This is a genomic window from Acinetobacter sp. YH12108 (assembly GCF_013419055.1).
Taxonomy (GTDB): Bacteria; Pseudomonadota; Gammaproteobacteria; order Pseudomonadales; family Moraxellaceae; genus Acinetobacter.
Window position 1 is genome coordinate 51,496 of the sequence record NZ_VPAW01000015.1, and the last position, 26,638, is coordinate 78,133.

The window sequence follows — 26,638 nt, forward strand, 5'->3', positions numbered from 1 at the left end:
TACTATATTGCCTAACTAAATTTATAGTTAAAATCTAATACTCATGCAGGTTTACTGCATGAGTAATCTACAAAGGAAGATGAACATGGCTAAGGCTAAGTTTGAACGTAATAAGCCACACGTTAACGTGGGCACAATTGGTCACGTTGACCATGGTAAAACAACTTTAACAGCTGCGATTGCAACTGTATGTGCGAAAAAATTCGGTGGTGAAGCGAAAGACTACGCTGCAATCGACTCTGCACCAGAAGAAAAAGCACGTGGTATTACAATTAATACTTCACACGTAGAATACGATTCTCCAACTCGTCACTACGCTCACGTAGACTGCCCGGGCCACGCCGATTATGTTAAAAACATGATTACTGGTGCTGCTCAGATGGACGGTGCGATCCTTGTATGTGCTGCGACTGATGGTCCAATGCCACAAACTCGTGAACACATCCTGCTTTCTCGTCAGGTAGGTGTACCTTACATCGTTGTATTCTTGAACAAATGCGACCTTGTAGACGACGAAGAGCTTCTTGAACTGGTTGAAATGGAAGTTCGTGAACTTCTTTCTACTTACGACTTCCCAGGTGATGATACTCCTGTAATCCGTGGTTCTGCTCTTCTTGCACTTAATGGTGATGACAGCCAATACGGCGAGCCAGCAGTAGTTGCGCTTGTTGAAGCTCTTGACTCTTACATCCCAGAACCAGAACGTGCAATCGACCAAGCATTCCTGATGCCAATCGAAGACGTATTCTCAATTTCTGGCCGTGGTACAGTTGTAACTGGCCGTGTTGAAACTGGTATCATCAAAGTTGGTGAAGAAGTTGAAATCGTGGGTATCAAAGACACAGTTAAGACTACTGTAACTGGCGTTGAAATGTTCCGTAAACTTCTTGACGAAGGCCGTGCTGGTGAGAACTGTGGTATCTTGCTTCGTGGTACTAAACGTGAAGACGTACAACGTGGTCAAGTACTTGCTAAACCAGGTTCTATCAAACCGCACACTAAATTCGATGCAGAAGTATACGTACTTTCTAAAGACGAAGGTGGTCGTCACACTCCATTCCTGAATGGTTACCGTCCACAGTTCTACTTCCGTACAACTGACGTAACTGGCGCGATTTCTTTGAAAGAAGGCGTTGAAATGGTTATGCCTGGTGACAACGTAGAAATGTCAGTAGAACTAATTCACCCAATCGCAATGGACCCAGGTCTACGTTTTGCGATCCGTGAGGGTGGTCGTACAGTTGGTGCTGGTGTAGTTGCTAAAGTAACTGCATAATCGCTGATTGTGTGAAAAAAGCGTCCCTTTGGGACGCTTTTTTTATATCTGTAAATTCAACCTACTCATTTTCAAGCATATTTAAATTGTCTAACAATATATTTACAAGCTGTCCTTAAGTGATATTTCACTGACCTTATCTGCCCTTATGTGAAAAATTCAACGCAGTAATATAACTATAAGAATTTTAATAATTAGATTTCAGCTCTATATAGAACTGATGGGAGTAAGTGTATGAATGCTCAAGTGAAAATTACCAACCGTGCAGGTGCAAGTTTTCCGGTACGTCGTATGAGTTTTGATTTTGATCAGGTGTCAGAATACTGGATGAATGGTTCAGCAGGACTGACTCACTTTATGACTGCACTCTCTGCACTATTCCCGGCAGGCGAAAAATTCTTTATTGATTCTGTTCGCGCTGTACGTCAGCACCCACCAATTAAAGACAATGAAGCATTGCAAAAAGAAATTTCTGCCTTTATTGGTCAGGAAGCCATGCATACCCAGGAACATGTTGGCTTTAATGCCTCAGCGCAACGCCATGGCCATGACGTTGATACGCTAGATCATTATACTGACCGAGTCATTCAAACTGCACGCAAAATCTTTGCGGCAGTCGGTAAGCCAGTTGGTATTACCCAGGAAATGGTCGACCTCACTGCGACGACTGCACTAGAACATTTTACTGCGACCATTGCATCTCAGTTACTGACCAATCAGCATATTCAGGAACTGATGAAAGATGACACCATGAAAACCATGTGGCTCTGGCATGCAATTGAAGAGAATGAACATAAGGCCGTGGCCTATGATGTATTCGAAGGTGTTTTCGGTAAAGGTTTAAAATCTTATCTACTGCGTACCACTTCACTGGTTGCAGCGATGGTCACGCTATTCTTTGTACAAAGCTACTTCGTATTGCGTTTATTGAAAGAAGACCGTCAGTTAAGCCTTCAATCTTTGAAAGAAATTTATACTTATGGTTATAGCCCATCTAAAGGAATTATTACCGGTATGGGTAAAGAAATGTTGATGTACTTTAAACCTGGTTTTCATCCAAATGATCATGACACCCATAGCTTATTGCAAAGCTGGAAACAAAAACTGGGCCTTTAATTTGAAACTAGATTAAAAGACTGAAGAGCAACCTAAGTTGCTCTTTTTTTTGCTCGATTTTTTAAATAAAGTTTCTATAATGCGGAGGTTAATTCTAGATAAGATGAACGAAGATGATTCGTTTGATGCAAGCTGCGGATGTACCAGCCGTTGCCAAGATTGAAACCAAAGTACAATCCCATCCCTGGACCTTTAAACAATTTGAAGATGCTGTTACTGCTTATCAAAGCACTGTGATTGAACAGGCGGGGCAAGTCGTAGGGTTCTGCATCTTACAGCCGGTGCTGGATGAAGCCAATTTATTACTGATGGCAATTGATCCTGCGCAACAGGGCAAAGGTTTAGGTTATCAGTTGCTAGATGCCTCAATTGCATTATTGAAAAATAGTCCAGTACAAATCTTTCTGGAAGTACGGGAAAGCAATACTGCTGCAATTAAACTGTATGAAAAAACCGGTTTTCATCAGATTGATCTGCGCAAGAACTATTATCCGAATTCGAATGGCACTCGGGAACATGCCATTATTATGGTGAAGTCCTGTACTGATGATTTTGCCAGCCTGTTTAAATAATATTCCAGCTCTTATTTGACGACTAAATTACTTGATGATGGGATTATTCCATCCGCTAGGCAAGGTCGTCATCAAGGAGTTTCCCAGATGTTCAATCTCCACAGGGGTAAGGGTGCGGTTTAATCGGCGCCATTGCCCGTCAATCAATAATTCAAGTGGCAGGTATTGAGACTTGTAGTTCATTTTGGCTGAATGTGGCACCCAGTAGCCCAGATAAACAAACTGTAAGCCAAGTTTTTGAGTGTGCTCAATCTGTTTCAGAATCGCAAAGGCACCAAGGGAACGGCGGTTCTCATCAGGATCAAAGAAAGTATACACCGCTGAAACGCCATCATCGAGCAGGTCACAAGTCGATACACTGATGAGACGGTCATCTTTCCATAATTCCAGAAAGAAACTATCGGTACAGCTTTGCAGTAAAAACTTTTCGAACTGGTCACGGCTAGGTGGATACATATCACCATCTGCATGACGTTCATTAATATAACGTTCATAGAGGGCGTAATGTATATCTGTGGCCTGTTCAGGATGGGTAATTTTAACCGTCAAATCCTGATTACGTTTCCAGGCTTTTTTTTGCGAGCTGTTCATTTGGAATTCATGAACAGGAATACGTGAAGATAAACATTGACGGCACAGGTGGCATTCAGGCCGATAGACAAAATCACCACTACGACGGAAACCGGTACGAGAAAGCTCGGACAGCGTCACTACATCAATACGATGCGCTGGATCAAGAAAAACCATGCGCGCGGACTTGTTCGGCAGATAGCTACAATCATGCGGCGGCGTAATATAATACTGTAAATCGTTCAGCAGGGACTGTGGTTGATAAGAGTTCATAACAAGTGCCCTCTGTTATTTTCATTCACTTAATCGCGCAGACTGCGCTATTGTTTTACTTGAAAATACACCGTCTTGATACTTTTTCCAATTGATCGCAAGCTGTTTTATCACATCTTGTAACGATTTAAGATATGTGTGGCGAGAAATTGTACAGGCACCTAGACTCATCAAGTGATCATTCACCAATTGACAGTCAATCCAGGGCAACTGATTTTCTCTGCCAATCAGCATTAATGTATAGAAAGCCATTTTAGAAACATCGGTTTGGGTACTAAACATAGATTCACCGAAACAGCCCTTGCCGATAGTCACCCCATAGAGTCCACCTACTAGGCGATCTTCATCCCAAACCTCAATACTATAACCATAACCCGCATTAAACAGGTCGCAATAACCTTGAATGATCTCTTCACTAATCCAGGTCTCATCTGCATAAGCGCGAGGCAATGAGCAGGAACGGATGACTCTTTCAAAAGCATGATTCACCGTAATTTTATAATCCTGCTTTTTCATGCTTCGAAGCAGGGATTTACTGGGATGATAATCCTCTGGCCGAATAATGCAGCGAGGTTCCGGACTCCACCAGCAGATCGGATCACCTTCAGAGAACCAGGGGAAGAGACCATGGGTATAGGCCTCATACAAAGTAGAAGGGGAGAGGTCTGCACCGATACAAATCAGGCCTTCACCCTCAAGATCTGCTTCTTCAGGATTGGGGAAAATGTACTGTGAAGGAGGAAGAAGATGCATGCAGAACCCTGATCTTGAAATAGACTGTTTTTATCATACATAAAAAAACCGCCCATGATGGACGGTCTTTTTATTTTCGCTGCTTAGTCTAATTTACCCATTGCATCGAGATATTTTTCTGCATCCAGTGCCGCCATACAGCCTGAACCTGCAGAAGTAATCGCCTGACGGTAGATACTGTCTGCGATATCGCCTGCAGCGAATACACCCGGGATAGAGGTTTGGGTGGCATTCCCTGCGGTACCGCTTTGTACCTGAATATAACCATCACGCAGTTCTAGCTGGCCTTCGAACATAGTGCTATTTGGTTTATGACCAATAGCAACAAATAGACCTGATACTTCAACGTCCTGAGTTGAATCATCTTGAGTTGATTTTAAACGTACCGCAGTGACGCCAGTGGTATCACCCAACACTTCTTCTACCTGATGATTCCAGATAATGCTGATTTTGCCTTCTTTTTCTTTTTCAAAAAGATGGTCTTGCAGGATTTTTTCAGAACGCAACGTATCACGACGATGAACTAGGGTCACATGAGAAGCGATGTTAGAGAGATATAACGCTTCTTCAACAGCGGTATTACCACCGCCCACAACCATCACTTTTTGTTCTTTATAGAAGAAACCGTCACAGGTTGCACACGCGCTCACGCCTTGACCCATAAATGCAGCTTCTGATTCCAGACCCAAGTATTGCGCAGTTGCACCAGTACAAATGATCAGGGCATCACAAGTAAACTCTTCCATATCGCCTTTCAGGACGAATGGACGAACGTTAAGATTAACTTCATTGATATGATCATAGACAATTTCGGTACCGAAACGTTCTGCATGAGCCTGCATACGTTCCATTAAAGCTGGACCAGTCAGACCTTCAGGATCGCCAGGCCAGTTATCTACTTCAGTCGTTGTGGTTAATTGACCACCCAGTTGCAGACCTGCAATCAGGGTCGGTTTTAAGTTTGCACGCGCTGCATAGACTGCTGCGCTATAGCCAGCAGGGCCAGAACCTAAAATAATCAGTCGTGAGTGACGTGCGCTCATTCGCTGTATCCTTTTTTATTTAGAAATTTATTGAATTATACGTGAAACTGTATAACAGTGGTGTGAGATTAAAGTCGATATTATTGATCATCGAAATCGATTTGGGCTATATAGAAGAAGTACACAATAATGCATCTTTTTTGATGCAACAGGTGCATAATATGCATTTTATTGCGACGCTTTTTTTGAAGCATACCAGCAAAAGAATATTCATGAAGAATTGGTTACAGGACAGTATATGACAGCGGTGTCGAGTGCCTATGCACAGCGCTTAGTAATGACATTATTTTTAGTCTCATTTGGGATTTATCTGTTTCTTGCAACAGTGACCTATACACCATTTGATCCGGGGTGGATGCATATCTCTAGTGATACGCAGACAGTTTCAAATGCCAGTGGGGTTGCAGGGGCCTGGATTTCAGACCTGTTATTTGGCTTTCTCGGCTGGGCAAGCCTGCTGATCCCTGTGTATCTGTTTATGGAAGCAATCCAGGTCTGGTGGCCGCGCAGCTTCCTGAACCGTCCATTCCGCTATGCTGCCCAATTCTTCCTGTTATTGACTACATCGGCGTTGCTGTTCCTGTTCTGGCAAGTTCCAGCCGATACGCTGGATAATTCTTCAGGCGGGATCATTGGCTATGAACTGGGCCAAAGTCTTGAACAATTACTAACTGTCTATGGCGCAGCTTTTTTCTTGCTGGTGCTTTGGGTGGTTCTGTTTACCTTGGCATTTGGTGTGAAATGGAACAAGACCTGGAGCAGTCTCAAGGCAACACCTGCTTATCTGCAAGACCTATTCTACCGTAATGTGCCAGAAGGTATGTCTGATTTTGACCGTACCGCACCTGTAATGAAAAAAGAAGCGGTAAAAGCAGCTGCCAAAAAAGTGACAGTACCAGTCACTGCCGCACCTGAGCATGATCTGGTAGAAGTCGACCCTGTAGTTCGTGATCATGTCGCTGAACGCCTGTTTGAGGATTTTGCAGATAAAGAATCGCACCAGCCTCACCACTATGAAGAAGATATTTCTGAACCTGTACAGACATCAGCTTCAGAACCTGTTCAGGAACAAGCACCGCGAACAGTAGAGCCGGATCGTGTGGTGGCAACAGGGGAGGTGTGGCGTGCGTTACATTCCAATGAAGACCAGCGTCACAAGCAGGATATCGATGCTTTGCTTAAAGCTGCAGAAGAAGAGCAAGCTGATTTTTCTCCTGATGCATTTGCAGCTGCGTCAACGAATCACAATGCTCATGAAGTGACATCATCATCTACCGCCAAGAATAATCTGGACTGGGATGATGATGAAATTTTTGATGAGTTATTGGCCGCAGTCCCGCAAGGTAAAACCGCAACGGATGTGCATAGCCCGTTCAATTCAGCAGCAGCTGAAAAATCCCTCAGAATTGTAGAAGATGCTGGAACAATCAGCTCAACTGCGGCTGCTCCACTTATGGCTGCACATGCGATTAAAAATACCAGCCTGGAAGCGGACTTTGAGGATCTGGACGATTTACTGGTTGAAGCTGATGAACCAAAACCTGCACCTGTACGTGCATCAAGTTATGCCCAATCTTCTGCTTTTGTTCAGGCACCGATTCAGCGTGTAGAGACAGCAGCTCAAACCGCAGCGACCAATGCAGCAGTTCGGGAAGCATTGTCCAAAGAAGAATTTATTGAAGCTTGGCATGAAACTGCCGGTAAGCCTCAGGATGAAGACGAGTTTGACTTCGATGCGCCACTGACCGATGCCGCTGGTCGTCCAATGTCACGTGCCATGCAGGTCGCTGAGCGCCGTAAAGACCTGTCACCATTGCCGGGTCTGGAATTGCTGGATAAAGTCGATCCGAACAAAAAAGTGAATTTCACTGAAGAGCAATTATCCCGTTTATCAGAACTTCTGGAAATCAAGCTTCAGGAATTTAACGTTAAAGCCAAAGTGGTCGAGGCTCAGCCAGGCCCAGTCGTGACCCGTTTTGAACTGGACCTTGCGCCTGGTGTGAAAGCTTCCAAAGTCACTAATATTTCACGTGACTTGGCCCGTTCGATGTCAATGGCTTCAGTACGTGTAGTCGAAGTTATTCCAGGTAAGCCTTATATCGGCATTGAAGTTCCGAACAGTAGCCGTGAAATGGTGCGTTTGATTGAACTGGTACAGATTCCAAAATTCAATGATCCAGATGGCATTTTGTCGATGGCCATGGGTAAGGATATTTCGGGCAATCCGGTGATTACTGAACTGGGTAAAGCACCGCATATGCTGGTAGCAGGGACTACGGGTTCTGGTAAGTCGGTGGCGGTTAACTCGATGATTCTATCGATGCTATTGAAGTACACACCAGACCAGTTACGCCTGATCCTGATCGATCCGAAACAGCTTGAATTGGCCAACTATAACGATATTCCACACCTGTTAACCCCAGTTGTGACCGATATGAAAGATGCAGTCAGTGCCTTGAACTGGTGTGTGAATGAAATGGAACGTCGTTACAAACTGATGTCTTTCCTGAAAATTCGTAAGCTCAGCGACTATAACCGTAAGGTAGAAGAGGCGCTTGCCAATGGTGAAGAGCTATTTGATCCAACCTGGAAAGCGAGTGAATCAGTCGCAGGGGAACGTGCACCGCGCTTAACGCCATTGCCATCGATTGTGATTGTTGCCGATGAGTTCGCGGATATGATCATGCAGGTCGGTAAGAAAGCTGAAGAGATGATTACCCGTCTGGCACAAAAATCCCGTGCTGCCGGTATTCACCTGTTACTGGCAACTCAGCGTCCCTCAGTAGATGTGATCACTGGTCTGATTAAGGCGAATATTCCGACACGTGTCGCACTTCGTGTGAACTCGAAAATCGACTCACGTACCATTCTCGATGCAGGTGGTGCAGAAGATCTGCTCGGTCATGGTGATATGCTGTTCCTTGGCCCGGGTAAAATTGAGCCGGAGCGCGTACACGGTGCCTTTATTGCCGATGATGAAGTGAACCGGATCTGTGATGCATGGCGTGAGCGTGGTGCGCCTAACTATGTGGATGAGATCCTGACTCCATTTGATGAAGAACCGTCTAGTCGCGGCTTTGAGGATGGTGGAGATGGTGGATCTGATCGAGATGCGCTGTATGATCAGTGTGTGGCTTTTGTTTTGGAAACCCGCAAAGCATCAACTTCATCTTTGCAGCGTAAGTTCAGTCTGGGTTATAACCGTGCTGCACGGATCATTGACCAGATGGAAGAAAATGGTATTGTCAGCTCAATGGGTGCCAATGGGAAGCGTGAGATCTTGGTTTAAATCCAGAATCTCTAGCGATTAAAAAAGCCTGCTTTAAGCAGGCTTTTTTATGCATTACAACTTATGCAAATTTTTCTAATACTGCGAGGAACTCGGCACTTTGACGCGGATAAGTGGCAATCACGTCATGAATGCGCTGTCCTTCCGGATTGGTGGCGTTAAGATCGCGGCCATCTGCGACAAATTTGGTTAGCAGGCGCTCATAGTCAAAAGGACGCATATGCTTGAATGCATGATAAAGCACATGAAAATCTGCATTGACGCCTGCAGGAGGAAGCTGATTCAGGTAGGCATATACACGCTCATCTGACCATTCTTCGTTAAAGGTCGCTGGTTGAGATAATGCCATCGCAATCTCCTTGATGTAATTCTTCGGCATGAAAAAAGGCAAAATATGAGTTCGCAAGAGGCAAAGTCTTATCATGCACTTTGTCTATTCGAAGTATCACTTCACGTTTTGAGATGAGGTAAAAAAAATACTAATTACTATCAAGTCTACGCGAAGCCAAGCTTCTGGTCTTGCGTCTCAACAAAGCGGCGCTTTGTTGAGGCTCATATTTTGCCTTGAATCAATTTACTTGACTAATCAAAATTCAGATTATCGCTCTTCAGGTAAATTGATATTCATTTCAAGCATTTCAATGTTTGCTTCAGAACGTACCTGCATCTGAATGTGCTGTTCATCAACCCCGCGGACGTAGCGATTGACCACTTGCATGATCTCTGTCTTCATCTGGTCAATTTTATCCTGACTCAAACGGCGCCCCAAACCCTGTTCAGAAGCAACAATGACTTTCAAACGGTCTTTCGCGGTTTGTGCGCTTGATGGTTTATCCTCGCTACTAAAAAGTTTACTCCAGAATCCAGCCATGTTTACGCTCCAAATAATCGTGCTAACCAGCCCTTAGGTTTTACTTCGATATGACGGTAAGGGCGCTCTTCACCCAGGAAACGTGCTACAAGGTCATCATAAGCCTGACCTGCGGCAGATTCGGTAAAGTGAATCACTGGTTTACCTTCATTCGATGCCTGTAGAACGCTTGGACACTCAGGAATAACACCTAAGGTTGGAACACGTAAAATATCTTTAGAAATATCGTCAATCGTTAACATTTCCTGTTTATCGGCACGTTCCGGATTGAAACGGGTAATACACAGGTGTTTACGGATGCGACCTTCGTTTTGTTCTACTTTTTTAGTTTTACTATCTAACATGCCAATGATGCGGTCAGAGTCACGTACTGAAGAAATTTCAGGGTTAGTCACAATGATAGCTTCATCTGCATGGTACATGGCTAAAATGGCACCACGTTCAATACCTGCAGGTGAGTCACACACGATATAATCAAATTCCTGTGAAAGCTCATCCATTACACGTTCTACGCCTTCATCAGTTAAAGCATCTTTATCACGTGTTTGTGAAGCAGGTAAAATATATAAATTTTCAATATCTTTATCGCGAATCAGTGCTTGTTGTAATCGTGCTTCGTTATTGAGAACATTTACAAAATCATATACTACACGGCGTTCACAGCCCATAATCAAATCAAGGTTACGCAAGCCTACATCAAAATCGATTACCACAGTTTTGTGGCCACGTAGGGCTAAACCTGTTGCAAAAGATGCACTTGTTGTAGTCTTACCTACGCCACCTTTGCCTGATGTTACGACAACAATTTTCGCCACCGAATCCACTCCTGTTATGGTTCAAATCCCCTATAAAATGGGGTTTTTGGTGTTTATTTATACATTAAAATTGTAGAGCTTCAAATACAAGCTCTTGTTGATCATTCAAGTAAATATGCACGGGTTTTTTCACAACATTCGGTGGAATGTCGTCGGCCACACAGTAAGTACCTGCAATAGAAATCAGTTCGGCTTCCAGCGCATGGCAGAAAATACGCGCTGCAGTATTGCCACCCGCACCTGCAATCACACGGCCACGCGCGCTGCCATAAATATGGATATTGCCTGAGGCAATCACTTCTGAACCACTGTTAATTCCGGCCGTAATAATAATGTCACCCTGATTCTGCACAATGCATTGGCCGGTGCGCAGAATTTCATCGTGATAAGAGGTCACATGCGCAACAATCGGTGCTGCATCAGCTTTTTCATCGTCAGCAGTAGATTCAGGTTTGACTTCCACGACCTGTTCTTTGGTCGCCTTAATTTCCTGCAACTGACGGTCAGGTGGCAGAACAGGGAACTGAATTGCACGAGCCTGATCACCTAGAATCCCTTCAGTCACTGCCATAGGTTGAACTTCGAGATCAATCAGTAACTGGATCAGGGCAATCAGTTCCTGGTCGACTGAACTTTCAATTACCGCCAATGTGCCTGGCGGAAAAGCCGCTTGTAATTTTGGTTTCAGTTGCTGGCGGATTGCATCATGATCATTGGTATCGAGGCTAATGCGTAGCGCATTGACCATTCTGCCTTTTATCCGTATGTCAGCCATAATTTTTCCTTAATACTTCTGACTTGCTGTTTTATGTCGAAGCAATGTTGTAAATAGTGCAAATCCTAGAACAAATTTCGTTAATTCTCTAGCGATCCAAGTTATTTTTTTTATACGAATAGAATCAGCTTATCTTAGCCGAGTCTGCAAATGAAAACTCATCTATCTATTGAGCCCTGATTTTGTTCGTGTTCTTCTAAAATCTGTTGCCACTGTTTTACTTTGACCTGTTTTTGAATGGCTTCAAGTGTTTCAAAAACAGCCGATTCGACTAATTTATCAATATGTGGATTATGTTCAATCTGAATCTGGCTAATCTTATCTGAAATCATGGCAAAAGTCGGGTTTTCTTGTGATCCGCTATGTGTAAAAGGATCAATCAGGCCTTGGGTGATATTTTCTCCCAGACGTTGACCAATACTCTGGATCTGGCGCTCCAGCCGTCCACCCACAATGGGAATCAGACGCAGAAGCTGAGTGAGTTCAGGTGTATCTTCAATGGCCTGATTGACGACTTGCCCGACATTTTTTGAAATCATGAAGCGCTGTGCCTGTAATTCCTTGCCCAAAGACTCTTGCAAGATATCTGCCAAAGCAATAGCCAGTAATTTACGGTGATGTTCCACCAAATCATCAATTAATTGTTTATGTGATGTGCTGGTGCTGAGTTCACGTTTAATGCCATCCAGTACCGTCAATACTACACGGCTCGAAAGTTCTTCCATCAGCAGGTTATAGTAGAAATTACCCCGTCTATACCAGCTTGCCGGTATGACTTTGTATCCATGGCTATGCAGGTTGTAGCCAATCGCGACTGCACGTAACAGACGCAGAAAACGTAGCTGTGGGATGATGGATAAAATTTCATACCAGTGCACAAAGGGAAAGAACCACCAGCGGGCATGGTGGCGCATAACAATGGCAATGAACCAGCGAACGATGAGTTCAATAATCAGGAAGGTGGTAAACCATCCCTCGGTAATCATTACCCAGGGACGTAATTCACTTTTATAAAACTGCAAGACATCAGGCAAGCGAATGAAGTCAAACAACCAGTGCCCAAAATCGCTCATCAGAATGGCATTGGCACAGAGACAGAACAAATTGATGATGATGACAACCATCATGAAAATGTCATAAATCAGTGCAATTTTCCAGCCCCAGGTGCCTTTGCGAATAAACTTAAATGAGCTGGACACGAGGTCCGGGTTGTCGTTCTTCATAGTCTCTCTGGCAAATGTCAGGCAGAAGCGGAAATCAGGTTCTGCTGCATTTGCTCAATTAATTGGTCTTTTTCAGTCCAGATTTGGTCTACCCATTGCTGGAAACGCGCACGGTAATCTGCATCATCTTCATAATTGCCGCCGAGTACCCAGTCTGGAATGTCAATTTTTCTCAAGTTCACGGCAATACGCGGGACTTCGCCTAACCAGAATTCCCCATAACCTGGCACACCGTCAGGATAAACAATAGTCATATCCACCAGTGCATCAATTTTGTCCCCCAGAATGTTCAGTGCCAGCGCGAGACCGCCCGCCTTAGGCTTCAACAAATGCTTATAAGGCGATTTTTGCTGTTCATGCTTTTCTGGGGTAAAACGTGTACCTTCCAGATAATTCAGCAAGGTAAATGGCTGGCTAACCAGTTGTTCACATGCCTTACGTGCTTCTTCCATATCCCGATATTTCAGGGAAGGGTTTTTGGCAATCTGTTCCTTGCTATGCCTTTTCATCATCGGGAAGCCCAGAATTTTAAAGGCTTGACCTACAAATGGAATAAAAATTAGTTCCCATTTTGTAAAAAAGCGGGTGAGAGGCATGCGCGTTAAACCGAAATATTGGTTTACCGTGGTATCCACCCAGCTCTGATGATTACAGGTCATTAAATAACGCCCCTGCATGTTCAGATCCAGAGATTCGTCAATACTGATTTGCCATTCGGTATTTTTCAGGACATTGTCAATCAGCCAGTTATTTACGCCCAACCAGCTATTGGTAATCTTGATATTAGTTTCATCAATCTTGGAAGATTTCTTAAAAAGTTTGGTCAGCCCCAAAGCCATTACGAATGGTCCATGAAAAAAAGTACTGCCAGTCATGACAGATGTCACCGTGAGGCCACGGGTAAGTTTTTTTAAAGTCGTTTGTTGCTTGCTTTTAGATGACATATAAAAACAGTCCCAGAGAATAATCGTCTAAATTTCATCACATTTTGAACAATATAGAGGGAGTTGAGCGAATAGAAAAGTCCGATCGTTAAACTATGAAGAAACTATGATGAAATTCAGGAAATTGGTTACACATAAACATTATAAAATATTACTAAAAGATTTATTATTAACAAAAATTCAATGGTTATCCCATTATTTTTAAATCATTATCTGACCTAAGATACAAATTACACTACAAAGGAGGCATGCAATGCGTGCACTATTAATTTCAGCAGCTGTAGCAGGGGCAGTAGCACTTACAGGTTGTCAAACTACTGGCAATAACCTGGGTGGTGTTGAGTACGACAAAACAGCTTTGGGTACAGTAATTGGTGCTGCTGCAGGTTATGGTATTTCTAAAAGTAATGCCAATACTAGCCGTCAAAACAACCGTGCAGCTGCAATTGGTGCAGTACTTGGTGGTGCAGCGGGTGTTTACCTTGACAATAAAGAGAAAAAATTACGTCAAGCGACTGCGGGTACTGGTGTAGATGTAAACCGTAATCCAGACGGTTCAATCAACTTGGTAATGCCTGGTGCGATTACATTTGACACTAACAAGTCAAACATCAAACCAAACTTCTATGCAACATTGAATAAAGTTGCCCAAGTTCTGACTGAAGACAGCCAAAGCGGTATCTTGGTAACTGGTTATACAGACAGCACTGGTAATGACTCAATCAACATTCCATTGTCTCAAGCACGTGCACAATCTGTTGCGAACTACCTTGCTGGTCAAGGCGTAGCACGTACTCGTATCAATGCACAAGGTCTTGGTTCAGCGAACCCGATCGCAGATAACTCAACTGCGGCTGGTAAAGAACAAAACCGTCGTGTTGAAATCGCAGTATATGCCGTTCAGTAATCACTGATTTTGCAGAAAAACCACCTTCGGGTGGTTTTTTTATGTCTGAAAGATGACGCAGGAAAATGAATTTTCAATTAGGCATCTGGGCATGAGATGACTATAATCGGAGCCGAATCTAGAAGAGGAAGCCATATGTCACTCGCCAGTCAGTTAAATGACAAGCAACTTGAAGCCATGAAATATACTCAAGGACCCTTGTTAGTACTTGCCGGAGCGGGTTCAGGCAAGACCTCGGTAATTACAAGAAAAATCGCGTATTTGGTCAAGCATTGTGGTATTCCGGCCCACCGGATCACGGCAATGACCTTTACCAACAAGGCAGCACGTGAAATGAAAGAGCGTGTCACCAAATTGCTGACCCGAGAAGAAGCCAAAGGCCTTTCAGTCTCGACCTTCCATACTTTTGGTCTAAATTTATTACGTTTAGAGCTCAAACACACACCGCTAAAAAATAATTTCTCGATTCTGGATGCCGATGACTGTAAGCGGATTCTGATGGATCTGATGCATCGCGATAATCTTTCAGGTGCTGAAAGCAAAGAACTCATTGCTAAAGCCATGAAGATGATTTCAGACTGGAAAAACGACCTGATTCCACCAGAACAGGCTCACACGACTTGTGAAACCCCGGAAGATGTTCAGTTCGCACATTTATATCAATTGTATGAGCGTAATCTGCGTGCCTATAACGCCGTAGACTTTGATGACCTGATTGTGATGCCAACGCGTCTGCTACAAGAAAATGCCGAAGTCCGGGATAAATGGCAGAACCGCGTGCGTTACCTGTTGGTGGACGAATATCAGGATACCAATACGGCACAGTATATTCTGGTGAAATTACTGGTTGGGGTCATGGGACAGTTCACCGCTGTAGGGGATGATGATCAGTCGATTTATGCCTGGCGTGGTGCCAAGCCAGAAAATATGGCACTGTTACAACAGGATTTCCCGAATCTAAAAGTGATCAAGCTGGAACAGAACTATCGTTCCACCAGTCGTATTCTGAAAGCTGCCAATACCGTGATTGGCAACAACCCGCATATCTTTGATAAAAAGCTCTGGTCAGATAAAGGTCACGGTGAAGTGATTCGGGTCATCACTTGTCGTAATGATGATGATGAAGCAGAACGCGTAGTGAAAGACCTGATCACGCATAAGCTGATGAATGGTAAAAACTGGAAAGATTACGCGATTCTGTATCGTGGTAATTTCCAGGCACGTATTCTGGAAACTCAGCTGCGCCAGATGCAGATTCCTTACAAGCTCTCTGGCGGTCAGTCTTTCTTTGCGCGTGCAGAGATCAAGGACATTATGAGTTACCTGCGTCTGATCATTAACCCGGAAGATGACAGCGCTTTCCTGCGGATTATTAACACACCGAAACGTGCCATTGGCCCGGTGACGCTGGAAAAACTCGGTCTGTTTGCCCAGGAAAATAATCTGTCTCTACTGTCAGCAGCAGGCGATCAACGTCTGACCATGGTGATCCCAAAGAAAGCGACCACACAACTGGCAGAATTTTCAGATTTCATCAATAACTTTACCCGCAACTTGCTGGAAGATGATGAGCCCGTACCGATTATCCGCCAGATGATGGTTGAAGCAGGCTATATTGACTATATCAAGGAATCCGCAGCGACGCCGGCACAGGAAAAAACCAAACTCGATAATATTGAAGTGCTGTATAGCAGTATTCAGAGTCTGATCAATCGTGCAGAAGATGTCGATGAAAAGAATATCGAAAGTGTCATCCGTAAGATGGTGCTTCTCGATATGCTGGAACAGCAGCAGGAAGAAGAAGATACCGATAAGGTTAACCTTCTGACCTTGCATGCATCCAAAGGTCTGGAATTTCCTTATGTCTACTTAATCGGACTGGAAGAAGAAATTTTGCCACATAAGAACTCGATTGCTGCCGAAACAGTCGAGGAAGAACGTCGTTTAATGTACGTGGGGATTACCCGTGCGCGTCAGGGCTTGACTATTACCTTAGCGGAACAGCGTAAGGCGGGTGGACAGATGAAACAGATGACCCCAAGCCGCTTCCTGGATGAGCTGCCAGAAGATGAACTGGAATGGTTAGGTCGCAAGAAAAAACTTGCAGGCAATATTGATCCAAAACAGCAGGCTCAGCATTACTTAGACAACTTACGCGCCTTGATTAAACGGTAAAAGTAACAGAACACTACGATTTTGATTCTTTAAATTTTTTGATATTAAACAACAGGAATAAATACATGAAAGTTCAGGTGAAAGTCCTTGATTCACGTCTGGGTCAGAAATGGCCATTGCCGACTTATGCAACGACTGGCTCAGCAGGACTCGATCTTCGTGCATGTGTCAACGAAACGACTGTGATTGAACCGGGTCAAACAGTTTTAGTAAAAACTGGTTTGGCAATTTATATTGAAGATCCAGCATTTGCTGGTTTGATCTTGCCACGTTCTGGTTTAGGTCATAAACACGGGATCGTTTTAGGTAACCTGGTGGGTCTGATCGATTCAGATTACCAAGGCGAGCTGATGGTTTCTGTATGGAACCGCAGTCAGACGGCATTTAGCCTGGAACCTGGTGAGCGTTTAGCCCAATATGTATTAGTCCCTGTGGTACAGGCCGAATTTGATCTGGTGAATGAGTTTGAAGCAACCGAGCGTGGCGCGGGCGGTTTCGGTCATACTGGTAAAAACTAAAATTAAAGGATGACTTAACTTGGATGTTTTGAGTTAAGTCATCTTTTTTTAGAGTTTTAATCATAAAAATAATAAAAAAATGACAGAGCTATTTAATAAACTTTATTCTTGAATTTTATTTCAATGAAAAATATTTAAATAAATTTTTAGTATCATTTAAATAGAAAAATAAAATCATTCAGAATTTAAGAAAATAGATGATAAATAATGCAAGAAGTCATTTTTAGTCAGGTTTATTTATTTTACTAGTTATACAAATTAAATACATAAAAGATTAATAATTATACTTTTATAATTGATTGTCACATTCAATTCATATAAAAATACAGAGTCTTAAAACAAAAACAAATGTTTAAAGTCATGATGATTGCTTAATCATTATTTTATCTCCTTATATTCAATAGTGAAAAGAACAGTTTATGGGATCCATGAATCAACCCTTTCCGGCTCACATTTTTCGTGCCTACGATATCCGAGGTAAAGTCAGTTTACTCAGTACAGGTGTGATTGATGCTATTGCGCATGGTCTGGCTCAGCAATATCAAGCTGCGGGACAGACTCGGGTTGCGATTGGCTATGATGCCCGAATCAGCAGTCCGGCTTTTGCTGAAACCATTCGCCGTATTTTTCAAGACTATGCTATTGAAGCCGTCATTATCGGCTGTTGTTCCAGTCCGATGCTGTACTACACAGCGCGTCAGTTTGATGGTAATGGTGTGATGGTCACGGCCAGCCATAATTCTAAAGAAGATAATGGAATTAAATGGATTATTGCAGGGGAGCCGCCTTGTCCCGAGATGATTCAGCAGGTCGCACAAAAAGCAAAACTTCATGTAAATAGTTCTTTATCGTGTCTGAATGATTTGCCTCACCAAATTATTCCCGAATTTTGTCTGCAATATCAGCAGGAAATGCTTGAAGATATTCAGCTGAAGCGCCCATTTAAAGTGGTGCTGGACGGTCTGAACGGTTCGGCAGGACGTTGTGCCAACTTGGTGCTGCAAAAACTAGGTTGTGAAGTTACCGCCTTACGTTGTGAAGCCAATGGGCATTTTCCTGATCATGCGCCTGATCCTTCTCAGGAAGCACATTTACAAACCTTGCGTCAGGTTGTCATGCAACAGCAGGCGGATCTGGGTATTGCCCTAGATGGTGATGGGGACCGGTTGGTACTGGTGGATGAGCAGGGTGTCATTATTAGTGCTGATCAGCTTCTCTGTTTATTCGCAGAAATTTGTATGACTGGCACAAAAGCATGTCAGTTTGTTTATGACGTTAAATGTTCAACCCTGATTCGCGATACAGTTCAACGCCTGGGCGGAAAACCGGTGATGATTCGTACTGGTAGCTCATTCCTGCGTAAATATCTGGCGCAATCCCAGCATCAGGCCATTTTTGGTGGTGAATATGCCGGGCATTATGTTTTTAATGACGCACGTGGCTGGGGTTATGATGACGGTCTTTATGCGGCGCTCCGGGTCATGGAATATCTGGACCAGAAAGGTATGACTTTAAGTGAAGCCTTGCGTGCTTATCCAAAACGTCACGGAACTGAAGACTTATATATTTCCACTCATCAGGTGCAGCCTGTTGAGCTTTTAAACTTTGTTGAGCAGCAATCTACGCAATTAAATGCACAAATCAGTAAAATTGACGGGATACGTCTTGATTTTGATGATGGTTTTGGCATCATTCGAGCATCCAATACGGGTGAATATTTCACGGTGCGCTTTGATGCCAATGATGCACAAGGCCTGAATGAAATTCGACATCTGTTTGTATCCATGTTGCGTGACCGTTATCCACAGATCGCTCAAGACATTTTAGATGCTCAATAAGGAGAGGCGAATGCCAAATCAGCATACAGGCATCGACAAAGCACAAATTTTGACTGAAGCTTTGCCGTATATCCAACGCTTTGCGGGTAAAACCCTAGTGGTTAAATACGGTGGCAACGCGATGACGGATCCTGAGCTAGAAAGCTCTTTTGCACGTGACATCGTTTTATTAAAAACAGTCGGTTTAAATCCGATTGTGGTACACGGCGGTGGTCCACAAGTCGATTCTATGCTGAAACAGCTAGGTCGTGAATCTGACCGTATTGATGGTATGCGCGTGACAGATCCGGCAACCATGGAAGTGGTCGAGATGGTTCTGGGCGGTAGCGTAAACAAATCAATTGTGAACCTGATCAACAAACATGGTGGCCGTGCAATTGGTCTAACCGGTAAAGATGGCAACTTGCTGCGTGCCAAAAAGCTATTAATGGAAAAGACGGCTGAAGACGGTTCAATCCAAAAAGTAGACCTGGGTATGGTCGGCGAAGTCGTTGGGGTGAAAACTGATGTACTGGAAATGTTTACCAACAGTGATTTCATTCCAGTGATTGCACCACTCGGTGTCGATGAAGAAGGCAATACCTATAATATCAATGCGGATCTAGTCGCGGGTAAAGTGGCAGAAGCATTAGGGGCAGAAAAGCTGATTCTTCTGACCAATATTACCGGTGTGCTCGACGAAAATAAAAATCTGCTGACCGGTTTAACGACTCAGGAAGTTGATCGTCTGATCGAAACAGGTGTGATCTATGGCGGCATGATTCCTAAAGTCGGCTGTGCGCTTGACGCAGTAAAAGGCGGCGTGATCAGTGCACATATCGTGGATGGTCGTGTACCACATGCGAGCTTGTTAGAAATCTTTACTGATCATGGTGTAGGAACTTTAATTACCAATCGTTCTAATCCACATCGTCCATAAAGATAAATTGAATATCAAAGAGTCTCACTTGAGGCTCTTTTTTATTTCTTTTATTTTAAGATTTTGATCACTAGAAATATGAAAGTTAAATCTAAAGTATTTATTTTTAAGCTAAGTTTTGAAGCTTAAACTCCTTTTGCTAAATTAAATATAAAAAAATAGTTTATTAGCATTTTTAGCGCATAGCATTGCAATGATCGAGATTTGAAAAGGTTCAGCCTGTGATGCACAATAACCTTAAGAACACTCTGTGACCTGAATGAAGATTATGTGCCAGCTACTTGGAATGAATTGTGCGACACCAACAGATATTACCTTTTCATTTCGAGGTTTTTCTCAGCGGGCGGGGATTACCTCAGATCATTCTGATGGTTTTGGGGTTGCTTTCTTTGAGGATAAGGCCTGCCGATTATTCGTTGATAATCAGTCTGCTGTTGAGTCACCGATTGCAGAACTAGTGCGCAATTATCCAATCAAATCCCGTAATGTAATTGCACATATCCGTAAGGCGACGCAAGGCAAAATTAATCTGGAAAATTCGCATCCGTTTAGTCGTGAATTATGGGGACGACAATGGATCTTTGCCCATAATGGTGATTTAAAAGATTTTTTACCTGAGCTTTCTGGACGTTTTACGCCAGTCGGTAACACTGACAGTGAGCGCGCTTTCTGTTATTTGCTGGATCAGCTGGTGAAACATTTTGGTTATGATGAACCGAAGCTGGATCAGGTTTTTGATTTGTTGGCCGAGATTTCTCCATCCATTGCAGAGCATGGCACTTTTAATTTCTGTCTGTCCAATGGTCAGGCTTTATTTACCTATGCAACGACTAAACTGCATTGGCTGGTTCGTGAATATCCATTTAAGCCAGCCCAACTGATTGATATCGAAGTTGAAGTTGATTTTAGCCAAGTCACCACGCCTGAAGATCGAGTCGCTGTGATTACCACAGAGCCGCTGACACAGAATGAAGAATGGACTGCATTTCAGGAAGGTGAAATGATTTTGTTCAGAGATGGAGCCAAATATCGTTCCCAATTGACACATGTCGCCCGTCTGGAAAGAGAACGTTTGGATCCTTCGCTTAAAAGAGTGACTAAAGCAGATTTATATTAAATCTGGTTAAAATTCGATATTAAAAAACAGGACATCGCTCCTGTTTTTTTGAATTTGATATTTATTTTATAGTGAAATCATTAAAATAAATAAACCATGAAATATAAAATCGATCAAAAAATACTTTATTCTTATGGTCGGGTTTAAATATAATTGACTGGATAAACAATGATTTACATTAATTAAGTAGAAAATAAACTGAAAACCAACCGATTTACTTCATTTTTATTTAAATCAATTAGATATATGATCTTTTTCAAGCGATAAATCATTAATATCAATAGGTGGTCGTAATGAAAATGAAATGGGTTCCAGATTATAATACTGGTATCGATGTGATTGACGATCAGCACAAACGAATTCTCGATTATATCAATGAGATTGATGGAATTGATGCCAATACCGATCGTGCTCGTATTAAACAGATTCTAGAAAATATTATTGATTATACCCAGTCTCATTTTACCTTTGAAGAATCACTTCAGGAAGAAGCGGGTTATAAATATCGTGTGCCACATAAACGTGTGCATGACCTGTTTATTAAAAAGATTGAATCTTATCGTGACCGTTTTGAATTGGGACAATCTATTGAAGCGGAATTACATGAAGTATTATCTAAATGGCTGATCAATCATATTCAGCACGATGACGCGGATTATGTCGGTGCGGTAAAAGAAAATATGATGGGAATCATTAAAGATAAAGAAAAGAAAAAGGGTAAAAACTGGTTTGCCCGTTTCTTCTCATAACTCGATTGTTGTTAAAATAAAGATAAATCGGGAAAATAAAAAATAAAGCTTAATAATAAATTTGCGCAGCAAATCACGGGCATGGTGGTTTGCTTTTTTGTTTTTGATTTTCATCGCCTCACAAGGCAAAATAGCGCTAGATTTTTATAGGAATACATCATGCAGGACAATGCTATGTCAAAATGGTTATCGCCTCTGATGGCTTTCTGTTTATCCTTTCTTATTATTGCGACACTCGCACCGATAACAGGTATTCAGATTGACCGTCAGCTTGATTTCTGGATGTTGTGGTTAGCGACCATGCTAATACTGGCCCTTCCAGTCTGTTATCTGGAAATTGCTCTGGCGAAACGCTCAAAAACCACTGCATTACAGGCATTGTCGAGCCTTACCCGTGAAGCTGATAGTTCTCAGCGCTGGCGGATCGTCGGCTGGCTGGCGGTTGTATTTATCCCATTCCTTGCGGGTGCGATGCTCAATCATGCTTCTAATGTGATTGCAGTGGCCAATCTCGATGTTCAGCAGCCAGTGATTTTTGCGGTGCTGGCAATTGCTGCATTTGTCTTATCGCTGGTGCCACGTTTAATTCTGGTTGGGATTACCACGATCGGCGTACTTGCATCTTTGATCATGGCGAATGTGATGGGAACTGAATTACCGGCTTGGCAGGTAACACCCATCCAATTCGTAGAGTGGGGCAATGCCACTGTATTGGCTTTGGTGGCGAGTGGTCTAGGTATGGGGCTGTATTGGCAATCAAGTCTGGCTGTCGTAAAACAGCAGGATGTTGCGACTAAAACAGCCTTACCGATTTGGGTGGCGCAGCTATTAGCGATCATCGCCTTTGGTTTCTTTGCAGTAAAAGCTGAAATCCCTGCATTTGCTTTAATCGCAGCCATTGTCGCAGCCGCTGCTTTGCTTATGCAAATGGCACGTGAGCAATTACAGCAACGTCAAATGAATATCATCATTCAGTGGGCGATTGTGATCGCTGCCACCTTGGTCTGGTTAATTCCAAATGTTGCTCCAATTTTCAATAATCTGCTGATTCTTTGGGGACTGGTGATCAGTCTGATTTATGCCTTGTTTGCTGGCTGGATTATGAAAATCAGTCATTTGCGTAAATCGATGAACTTCAGTTCAGAAGCGGTGTATAACATCTGGCGTATCGCAGTGCGTATCGTCTTGCCAGTTTCAATTATTCTGGCGATTGTTGCTGTACTAGGACAATTTTTCTGATGACTGAGGCAATGATCTGGGTGGCCTATGCTACCCCGGAACAACAGTTTCATATTGCCGTACCTTTCCAGCCCGGCATGACCGCATTGGATGCAATCGAGCAAAGCGGAATCCGTGCACAGGTAGAATTAACTGAACCTCTGAGTCTGGGGATTTTTGGCGTTAAGCTACAGGATCATACCCAGCCATTGGCAGCAGGGGATCGGGTAGAGATTTATCGTGCTTTAACCATTAATCCCAAGGATATTCGCCGTAAACGCGCTGAGAAGAATCCGGTGGGCCGTTATGCCAAAGGTAACCGTTTCAAGCAAAATAAACGTTCTGATTAGTGGAATGTGGCTTTATTGAACAGATGGTCTGATTATTTGATAAATCAATCTATTTAATTAAAAAAACCCCTGATCATACAGGGGTTTTTTTATGCAAAAGCGATTATAGTGGTGGGGCATTTAAGATCGCTTCTTTGGAACCTGGTAGACCTGGTTGAGATTCTGGAATGGTTTCCAGACCTTCAATACGCTCTACGATACCAGACTGATTAAAGTAAATTTTTAGATGCTGGCCTTGGGCTGCTGGGATCTTGGCTTTTTTAGCATAGGTTCCTGGGGTATAGTTGTAGATGTAGTCCCAGCGTAGCGGATTGAGCGGATCAGATACTGTTGGACTACCGAGCAGGAAACGCACCTGTTGGTGGCTCATTCCTACCTGAATTTTAGAGGCTTGTGCTTGAGTTAAAGGTGTTCCTTGAGGAATATCAACTTTGTACACACCTAATGTCGAACAGCCGACAAGCAATGAAGTGACGAATAACGTCAGCATGATTTTTTGCATTTTGCTACACTATCCCAAATTAATTATGATGCATTTGATCCAAGGATAGATCATACTGCATCTAAACTTTGTTGCCTATTCCAACTTTGATTTTGTTGAGAGACCTTTTTACATGCCTATTTCAAACCAAGATTTACGAAAAGCTGGACTGAAAGTTACCCTTCCACGAATTAAAATATTAGAACTATTAGAAAACTCTAGACGGCATCACCTTAGCGCTGAAGACATTTATAAGACTTTACTCGAACAAGGGGAAGACGTGGGTCTTGCAACTGTGTATCGTGTGTTAACACAATTTGAGGCAGCAGGGATTATCGAGCGTCATAATTTTGAAAATAATCATTCAGTTTTTGAAATTATGCAGGAAGATCACCATGATCACTTGGTTTGTCAAAATTGCAACAAAGTCGTTGAATTTACAAATGATGTGATTGAACATGAACAGCACGAAGTTGCGAAGAAATTTGGTTTTGCATTGACTGGACATTCACTTAATCTTTACGGTTATTGTGACGCGCCTGAATGTCAGGAAGCTTACCGTAAGAAATAATTCGACTTTAGGTTGAAACAAAAACAGGCTTTATTAAAAGCCTGTTTTTTTTGCTTTGAAAATGATCAGGTTTGACCATCAAAAGTAATATTGGAATGCGCACGTAATAAATGCTCGCCACCTTCTTCTGACAGTTTGATTTGCAGACGCAGGTCGTTTGGTGAGTCGGCGTGTTTTAGTGCATCTTTATAGCTAATCTGCTTGGCCTTATACAGGTCATATAATGCCTGGTCGAAGGTTTGCATGCCCAGTTCACGTGAACGTTTCATCAAATCCTTGATTTCATGCACATCGCCTTTACGGATCAGATCCGCAATCAATGGTGAATTGATCAGGATTTCAATCGCTGCACGGCGGCCATTGCCATCAATGGTGGGAATTAGCTGCTGTGCCACAATGGCTTTCATGTTTAGGGACAGATCCATAAACAGCTGGCTGTGACGGTCGGCTTCGAAGAAGTGAATGATACGGTCGATGGCCTGGTTGGCGTTGTTGGCGTGCAGGGTCGCAAAAACCAGGTGACCGGTTTCCGCAAAGGCAATTGCATAGTCCATGGTTTCACGAGAACGGATTTCACCGATCAGAATCACATCTGGTGCCTGACGCAGGGTATTTTTCAATGCCACTTCAAAGGAGTCAGTATCAATACCGACTTCGCGTTGGGTAATGATACAACCCTTATGCTGGTGCACAAATTCGATCGGGTCTTCAATGGTAATGATATGACCTTTGGAATTTTCATTACGGTAGCCAATCAAAGAGGCGAGGGAAGTCGATTTACCCGTACCGGTTGCACCCACAAAAATAATGATGCCGCGTTTGGTCATTGCCAATTCTTTTAGAATAGGCGGTAATTTCAGCTCATCCATAGTCGGAATGACGGTTTCAATACGGCGCAATACCATACCTGGCTGATCGCGTTGCTGGAATGCGCTGACACGGAAACGTGCCGATTTGTCCGGGTTGCTGATGGCGAAGTTACACTCGCGTGTGTCCGCAAATTCCTTGCGCTGCTTCTCAGTCATGATTGAGTTAAGTAGCTGCCCCACAGCCGCGCCCGGTAATTTTACCGAGCCAATCGGTACAATCTGACCATTAATTTTGATAGAGGGTTCAACATCGGCTGTAATGAACAGATCCGAGGCCTTTTTCTCTACCATGTAGTTGAGTAAGCCGTTAAAGTCCATGATAAAACCCCAAAAAATTAATTATTCTTATAAGAATGATTCAGGCTGTTTTGCTGCAGTACGGGCGACTTGCGGACTGATAATCCCTTTCGATACCAGCGTTTTCAGGCTTTGATCCAGCGTGGTCATGCCATAGTTGGCACCTGTTTGAATCGCAGAGTACATCTGTGCCACTTTGTTTTCACGGATCAGGTTACGGATGGCTGGAATACCGATCATGATTTCATGTGCAGCCACACGCCCCCCCCCATTTTTCTTCAACAGGGTTTGCGAAATAACAGCTTGCAGCGATTCTGACAACATGGCACGCACCATGTCTTTTTCTTCAGCAGGGAACACGTCAATCACACGGTCAATGGTTTTTGCCGCTGAGGTGGTATGCAGGGTACCGAAGACCAAGTGACCGGTTTCCGCAGCAGTGAGTGCCAGACGGATGGTTTCAAGGTCACGCATCTCACCGACCAGAATAATATCCGGGTCTTCACGTAATGCAGAACGTAATGCTTCATTAAATCCATGCGTATCACGATGTACTTCACGCTGGTTGATCAGACATTTTTTTGATTGGTGTACAAATTCGATTGGATCTTCGACGGTCAGGATATGGTCATAGCGGTTGTCATTGATATAGTCCAGCATCGCTGCAAGCGTCGTTGATTTACCCGAACCGGTTGGTCCTGTCACCAGTACAATACCACGTGGATATTCACAGATATCTTTAAAGATCTGGCCCATACCTAGATCTTCAATGGTCAGTACTTTAGATGGAATGGTACGGAATACTGCGCCTGCACCGCGGTTCTGGTTAAATGCGTTCACACGGAAACGGGCTACGCCTGGAACTTCAAAAGAGAAGTCAGTTTCCAGATTTTCTTCATAATCACGGCGTTGCTTGTCATTCATGATGTCGTACACCAGTTTGTGTACTTCTTTATGTTCTAGTGCAGGCAGGTTGATGCGGCGTACTTCCCCGTCCACACGAATCATGGGTGGTAAACCTGCTGATAAGTGTAAATCCGACGCACCATTTTTAGCAGAAAAGGCTAACAGTTCTGTAATATCCATAAGGTCCCCGAGTTCATTAAAAT

The 26,638-nt window shown here is 43.3% G+C and carries 26 protein-coding genes; 14 read left to right on the top strand and 12 right to left on the bottom strand.

Annotation, left to right across the window (positions count from 1 at the left end; all coding sequences use genetic code 11):
* Positions 1 to 85 precede the first annotated feature (85 nt).
* The 3 genes from tuf (at position 86) to rimI (ending at position 2,964) form a co-directional block, all read left to right on the top strand.
* Entirely contained in the window at positions 86 to 1,276 is a 1,191-nt protein-coding gene (gene tuf, locus FTU46_RS10810) for an elongation factor Tu (protein ID WP_166139643.1), read from the top strand.
* 234 nt (positions 1,277 to 1,510) lie between these two features.
* Complete coding sequence (locus tag FTU46_RS10815; protein ID WP_180104959.1) at positions 1,511 to 2,392, top strand: metal-dependent hydrolase; 882 nt, start codon at positions 1,511 to 1,513, stop codon at positions 2,390 to 2,392.
* Positions 2,393 to 2,505: 113 nt separating this feature from the next.
* Entirely contained in the window at positions 2,506 to 2,964 is a 459-nt protein-coding gene (rimI, locus tag FTU46_RS10820) for a ribosomal protein S18-alanine N-acetyltransferase (protein ID WP_180002414.1), read from the top strand.
* Positions 2,965 to 2,991: 27 nt separating this feature from the next.
* On the opposite strand, the gene FTU46_RS10825 is transcribed toward rimI, so the two are convergent.
* From FTU46_RS10825 to trxB, 3 genes are all read right to left on the bottom strand, one after another.
* Positions 2,992 to 3,807: an arginyltransferase gene (locus FTU46_RS10825; RefSeq protein WP_005234302.1), complete on the bottom strand. Its 816-nt coding sequence runs from the start codon at positions 3,805 to 3,807 to the stop codon at positions 2,992 to 2,994.
* A 21-nt stretch (positions 3,808 to 3,828) separates the two neighbouring features.
* Entirely contained in the window at positions 3,829 to 4,560 is a 732-nt protein-coding gene (aat, locus tag FTU46_RS10830) for a leucyl/phenylalanyl-tRNA--protein transferase (RefSeq protein WP_180002415.1), read from the bottom strand.
* Between the two features lie 83 nt (positions 4,561 to 4,643).
* On the bottom strand, positions 4,644 to 5,603 hold the full coding sequence (gene trxB / locus FTU46_RS10835) for a thioredoxin-disulfide reductase (RefSeq protein ID WP_034704432.1): 960 nt from the start codon (positions 5,601 to 5,603) through the stop codon (positions 4,644 to 4,646).
* Positions 5,604 to 5,841: 238 nt separating this feature from the next.
* Between trxB and FTU46_RS10840 the strand changes: the two genes are divergently transcribed.
* Positions 5,842 to 8,892 carry a DNA translocase FtsK gene (locus tag FTU46_RS10840; protein WP_166137971.1) on the top strand — a complete coding sequence of 1,017 codons (3,051 nt, stop codon included), beginning with the start codon at positions 5,842 to 5,844 and terminating at the stop codon, positions 8,890 to 8,892.
* Positions 8,893 to 8,953: 61 nt separating this feature from the next.
* On the opposite strand, the gene FTU46_RS10845 is transcribed toward FTU46_RS10840, so the two are convergent.
* From FTU46_RS10845 to FTU46_RS10870, 6 genes are all read right to left on the bottom strand, one after another.
* Positions 8,954 to 9,241 (bottom strand): PA4642 family protein, encoded by a 288-nt coding sequence (locus FTU46_RS10845; RefSeq protein ID WP_004783267.1) that lies wholly within the window; start codon positions 9,239 to 9,241, stop codon positions 8,954 to 8,956.
* A gap of 249 nt (positions 9,242 to 9,490) precedes the next feature.
* The gene (gene minE, locus FTU46_RS10850; RefSeq protein ID WP_004783265.1) at positions 9,491 to 9,763 is read right to left on the bottom strand and encodes a cell division topological specificity factor MinE; all 273 of its coding nucleotides are present in this window, start codon (positions 9,761 to 9,763) and stop codon (positions 9,491 to 9,493) included.
* A gap of 2 nt (positions 9,764 to 9,765) precedes the next feature.
* Positions 9,766 to 10,578, bottom strand: coding sequence for a septum site-determining protein MinD (gene minD / locus FTU46_RS10855; protein ID WP_166137968.1), 813 nt, complete (start codon positions 10,576 to 10,578; stop codon positions 9,766 to 9,768).
* A 64-nt stretch (positions 10,579 to 10,642) separates the two neighbouring features.
* The gene (minC, locus tag FTU46_RS10860; protein WP_180012842.1) at positions 10,643 to 11,353 is read right to left on the bottom strand and encodes a septum site-determining protein MinC; all 711 of its coding nucleotides are present in this window, start codon (positions 11,351 to 11,353) and stop codon (positions 10,643 to 10,645) included.
* Between the two features lie 158 nt (positions 11,354 to 11,511).
* The gene (locus FTU46_RS10865) at positions 11,512 to 12,576 is read right to left on the bottom strand and encodes a preprotein translocase subunit SecA (RefSeq protein ID WP_180104960.1); all 1,065 of its coding nucleotides are present in this window, start codon (positions 12,574 to 12,576) and stop codon (positions 11,512 to 11,514) included.
* A gap of 17 nt (positions 12,577 to 12,593) precedes the next feature.
* A complete protein-coding gene (locus FTU46_RS10870; RefSeq protein WP_180104961.1) occupies positions 12,594 to 13,520 on the bottom strand; it encodes an acyltransferase in 927 nt (308 codons plus the stop codon).
* Positions 13,521 to 13,773: 253 nt separating this feature from the next.
* Here FTU46_RS10870 and FTU46_RS10875 point away from each other — a divergent pair, with 253 nt between their 5' ends.
* The 9 genes from FTU46_RS10875 to FTU46_RS10915 all read left to right on the top strand — a co-directional run bounded on the left by FTU46_RS10875 (position 13,774) and on the right by FTU46_RS10915 (position 23,311).
* Complete coding sequence (locus FTU46_RS10875) at positions 13,774 to 14,427, top strand: OmpA family protein (protein WP_159124472.1); 654 nt, start codon at positions 13,774 to 13,776, stop codon at positions 14,425 to 14,427.
* Between the two features lie 135 nt (positions 14,428 to 14,562).
* Positions 14,563 to 16,602 carry a DNA helicase Rep gene (gene rep / locus FTU46_RS10880; protein WP_159124471.1) on the top strand — a complete coding sequence of 680 codons (2,040 nt, stop codon included), beginning with the start codon at positions 14,563 to 14,565 and terminating at the stop codon, positions 16,600 to 16,602.
* A gap of 65 nt (positions 16,603 to 16,667) precedes the next feature.
* Positions 16,668 to 17,120 (top strand): dUTP diphosphatase, encoded by a 453-nt coding sequence (dut, locus tag FTU46_RS10885; RefSeq protein WP_180104962.1) that lies wholly within the window; start codon positions 16,668 to 16,670, stop codon positions 17,118 to 17,120.
* A gap of 419 nt (positions 17,121 to 17,539) precedes the next feature.
* A complete protein-coding gene (locus tag FTU46_RS10890) occupies positions 17,540 to 18,958 on the top strand; it encodes a phosphomannomutase/phosphoglucomutase (protein WP_166137954.1) in 1,419 nt (472 codons plus the stop codon).
* A gap of 10 nt (positions 18,959 to 18,968) precedes the next feature.
* Positions 18,969 to 19,877 carry an acetylglutamate kinase gene (gene argB / locus FTU46_RS10895; RefSeq protein ID WP_159123314.1) on the top strand — a complete coding sequence of 303 codons (909 nt, stop codon included), beginning with the start codon at positions 18,969 to 18,971 and terminating at the stop codon, positions 19,875 to 19,877.
* A gap of 268 nt (positions 19,878 to 20,145) precedes the next feature.
* Complete coding sequence (locus FTU46_RS10900; protein ID WP_180070633.1) at positions 20,146 to 20,994, top strand: class II glutamine amidotransferase; 849 nt, start codon at positions 20,146 to 20,148, stop codon at positions 20,992 to 20,994.
* A gap of 293 nt (positions 20,995 to 21,287) precedes the next feature.
* On the top strand, positions 21,288 to 21,743 hold the full coding sequence (locus tag FTU46_RS10905) for a bacteriohemerythrin (protein WP_004783243.1): 456 nt from the start codon (positions 21,288 to 21,290) through the stop codon (positions 21,741 to 21,743).
* A gap of 159 nt (positions 21,744 to 21,902) precedes the next feature.
* On the top strand, positions 21,903 to 22,982 hold the full coding sequence (locus FTU46_RS10910) for a hypothetical protein (RefSeq protein WP_180104963.1): 1,080 nt from the start codon (positions 21,903 to 21,905) through the stop codon (positions 22,980 to 22,982).
* Entirely contained in the window at positions 22,982 to 23,311 is a 330-nt protein-coding gene (locus tag FTU46_RS10915) for an RnfH family protein (protein ID WP_180025668.1), read from the top strand. The genes FTU46_RS10910 and FTU46_RS10915 overlap by 1 nt, the downstream gene beginning before the upstream one ends.
* 103 nt (positions 23,312 to 23,414) lie before the next feature.
* On the opposite strand, the gene FTU46_RS10920 is transcribed toward FTU46_RS10915, so the two are convergent.
* On the bottom strand, positions 23,415 to 23,813 hold the full coding sequence (locus FTU46_RS10920; protein WP_004783238.1) for an outer membrane protein assembly factor BamE: 399 nt from the start codon (positions 23,811 to 23,813) through the stop codon (positions 23,415 to 23,417).
* A gap of 112 nt (positions 23,814 to 23,925) precedes the next feature.
* Here FTU46_RS10920 and fur point away from each other — a divergent pair, with 112 nt between their 5' ends.
* Positions 23,926 to 24,363, top strand: a complete 438-nt coding sequence (fur, locus tag FTU46_RS10925) for a ferric iron uptake transcriptional regulator (RefSeq protein ID WP_004783237.1) — start codon at positions 23,926 to 23,928, stop codon at positions 24,361 to 24,363.
* Between the two features lie 65 nt (positions 24,364 to 24,428).
* On the opposite strand, the gene FTU46_RS10930 is transcribed toward fur, so the two are convergent.
* Together FTU46_RS10930 and FTU46_RS10935 are read right to left on the bottom strand one after the other, a co-directional pair.
* Positions 24,429 to 25,550: a PilT/PilU family type 4a pilus ATPase gene (locus tag FTU46_RS10930; RefSeq protein ID WP_004783234.1), complete on the bottom strand. Its 1,122-nt coding sequence runs from the start codon at positions 25,548 to 25,550 to the stop codon at positions 24,429 to 24,431.
* Between the two features lie 27 nt (positions 25,551 to 25,577).
* Entirely contained in the window at positions 25,578 to 26,615 is a 1,038-nt protein-coding gene (locus FTU46_RS10935) for a type IV pilus twitching motility protein PilT (RefSeq protein WP_004783232.1), read from the bottom strand.
* Between the last annotated feature and the right edge of the window lie 23 nt (positions 26,616 to 26,638).

Coding starts and splice junctions, on each gene's coding strand:
- FTU46_RS10905 (WP_004783243.1), top strand. CDS start 21,288: ATGAAAATGAAATGGGTTCCAGATTATAATACTGGTATCGATGTGATT.
- trxB (WP_034704432.1), bottom strand. CDS start 5,603: ATGAGCGCACGTCACTCACGACTGATTATTTTAGGTTCTGGCCCTGCT.
- FTU46_RS10815 (WP_180104959.1), top strand. CDS start 1,511: ATGAATGCTCAAGTGAAAATTACCAACCGTGCAGGTGCAAGTTTTCCG.
- FTU46_RS10915 (WP_180025668.1), top strand. CDS start 22,982: ATGACTGAGGCAATGATCTGGGTGGCCTATGCTACCCCGGAACAACAG.
- aat (WP_180002415.1), bottom strand. CDS start 4,560: ATGCATCTTCTTCCTCCTTCACAGTACATTTTCCCCAATCCTGAAGAA.
- argB (WP_159123314.1), top strand. CDS start 18,969: ATGCCAAATCAGCATACAGGCATCGACAAAGCACAAATTTTGACTGAA.
- FTU46_RS10865 (WP_180104960.1), bottom strand. CDS start 12,576: ATGAAGAACGACAACCCGGACCTCGTGTCCAGCTCATTTAAGTTTATT.
- FTU46_RS10825 (WP_005234302.1), bottom strand. CDS start 3,807: ATGAACTCTTATCAACCACAGTCCCTGCTGAACGATTTACAGTATTAT.
- FTU46_RS10935 (WP_004783232.1), bottom strand. CDS start 26,615: ATGGATATTACAGAACTGTTAGCCTTTTCTGCTAAAAATGGTGCGTCG.
- FTU46_RS10930 (WP_004783234.1), bottom strand. CDS start 25,550: ATGGACTTTAACGGCTTACTCAACTACATGGTAGAGAAAAAGGCCTCG.
- minC (WP_180012842.1), bottom strand. CDS start 11,353: ATGGCTGACATACGGATAAAAGGCAGAATGGTCAATGCGCTACGCATT.
- rimI (WP_180002414.1), top strand. CDS start 2,506: ATGATTCGTTTGATGCAAGCTGCGGATGTACCAGCCGTTGCCAAGATT.
- FTU46_RS10900 (WP_180070633.1), top strand. CDS start 20,146: ATGTGCCAGCTACTTGGAATGAATTGTGCGACACCAACAGATATTACC.
- minE (WP_004783265.1), bottom strand. CDS start 9,763: ATGGCTGGATTCTGGAGTAAACTTTTTAGTAGCGAGGATAAACCATCA.
- fur (WP_004783237.1), top strand. CDS start 23,926: ATGCCTATTTCAAACCAAGATTTACGAAAAGCTGGACTGAAAGTTACC.
- FTU46_RS10870 (WP_180104961.1), bottom strand. CDS start 13,520: ATGTCATCTAAAAGCAAGCAACAAACGACTTTAAAAAAACTTACCCGT.
- FTU46_RS10875 (WP_159124472.1), top strand. CDS start 13,774: ATGCGTGCACTATTAATTTCAGCAGCTGTAGCAGGGGCAGTAGCACTT.
- FTU46_RS10920 (WP_004783238.1), bottom strand. CDS start 23,813: ATGCAAAAAATCATGCTGACGTTATTCGTCACTTCATTGCTTGTCGGC.
- FTU46_RS10840 (WP_166137971.1), top strand. CDS start 5,842: ATGACAGCGGTGTCGAGTGCCTATGCACAGCGCTTAGTAATGACATTA.
- tuf (WP_166139643.1), top strand. CDS start 86: ATGGCTAAGGCTAAGTTTGAACGTAATAAGCCACACGTTAACGTGGGC.
- FTU46_RS10890 (WP_166137954.1), top strand. CDS start 17,540: ATGGGATCCATGAATCAACCCTTTCCGGCTCACATTTTTCGTGCCTAC.
- FTU46_RS10845 (WP_004783267.1), bottom strand. CDS start 9,241: ATGGCATTATCTCAACCAGCGACCTTTAACGAAGAATGGTCAGATGAG.
- dut (WP_180104962.1), top strand. CDS start 16,668: ATGAAAGTTCAGGTGAAAGTCCTTGATTCACGTCTGGGTCAGAAATGG.
- rep (WP_159124471.1), top strand. CDS start 14,563: ATGTCACTCGCCAGTCAGTTAAATGACAAGCAACTTGAAGCCATGAAA.
- FTU46_RS10910 (WP_180104963.1), top strand. CDS start 21,903: ATGCAGGACAATGCTATGTCAAAATGGTTATCGCCTCTGATGGCTTTC.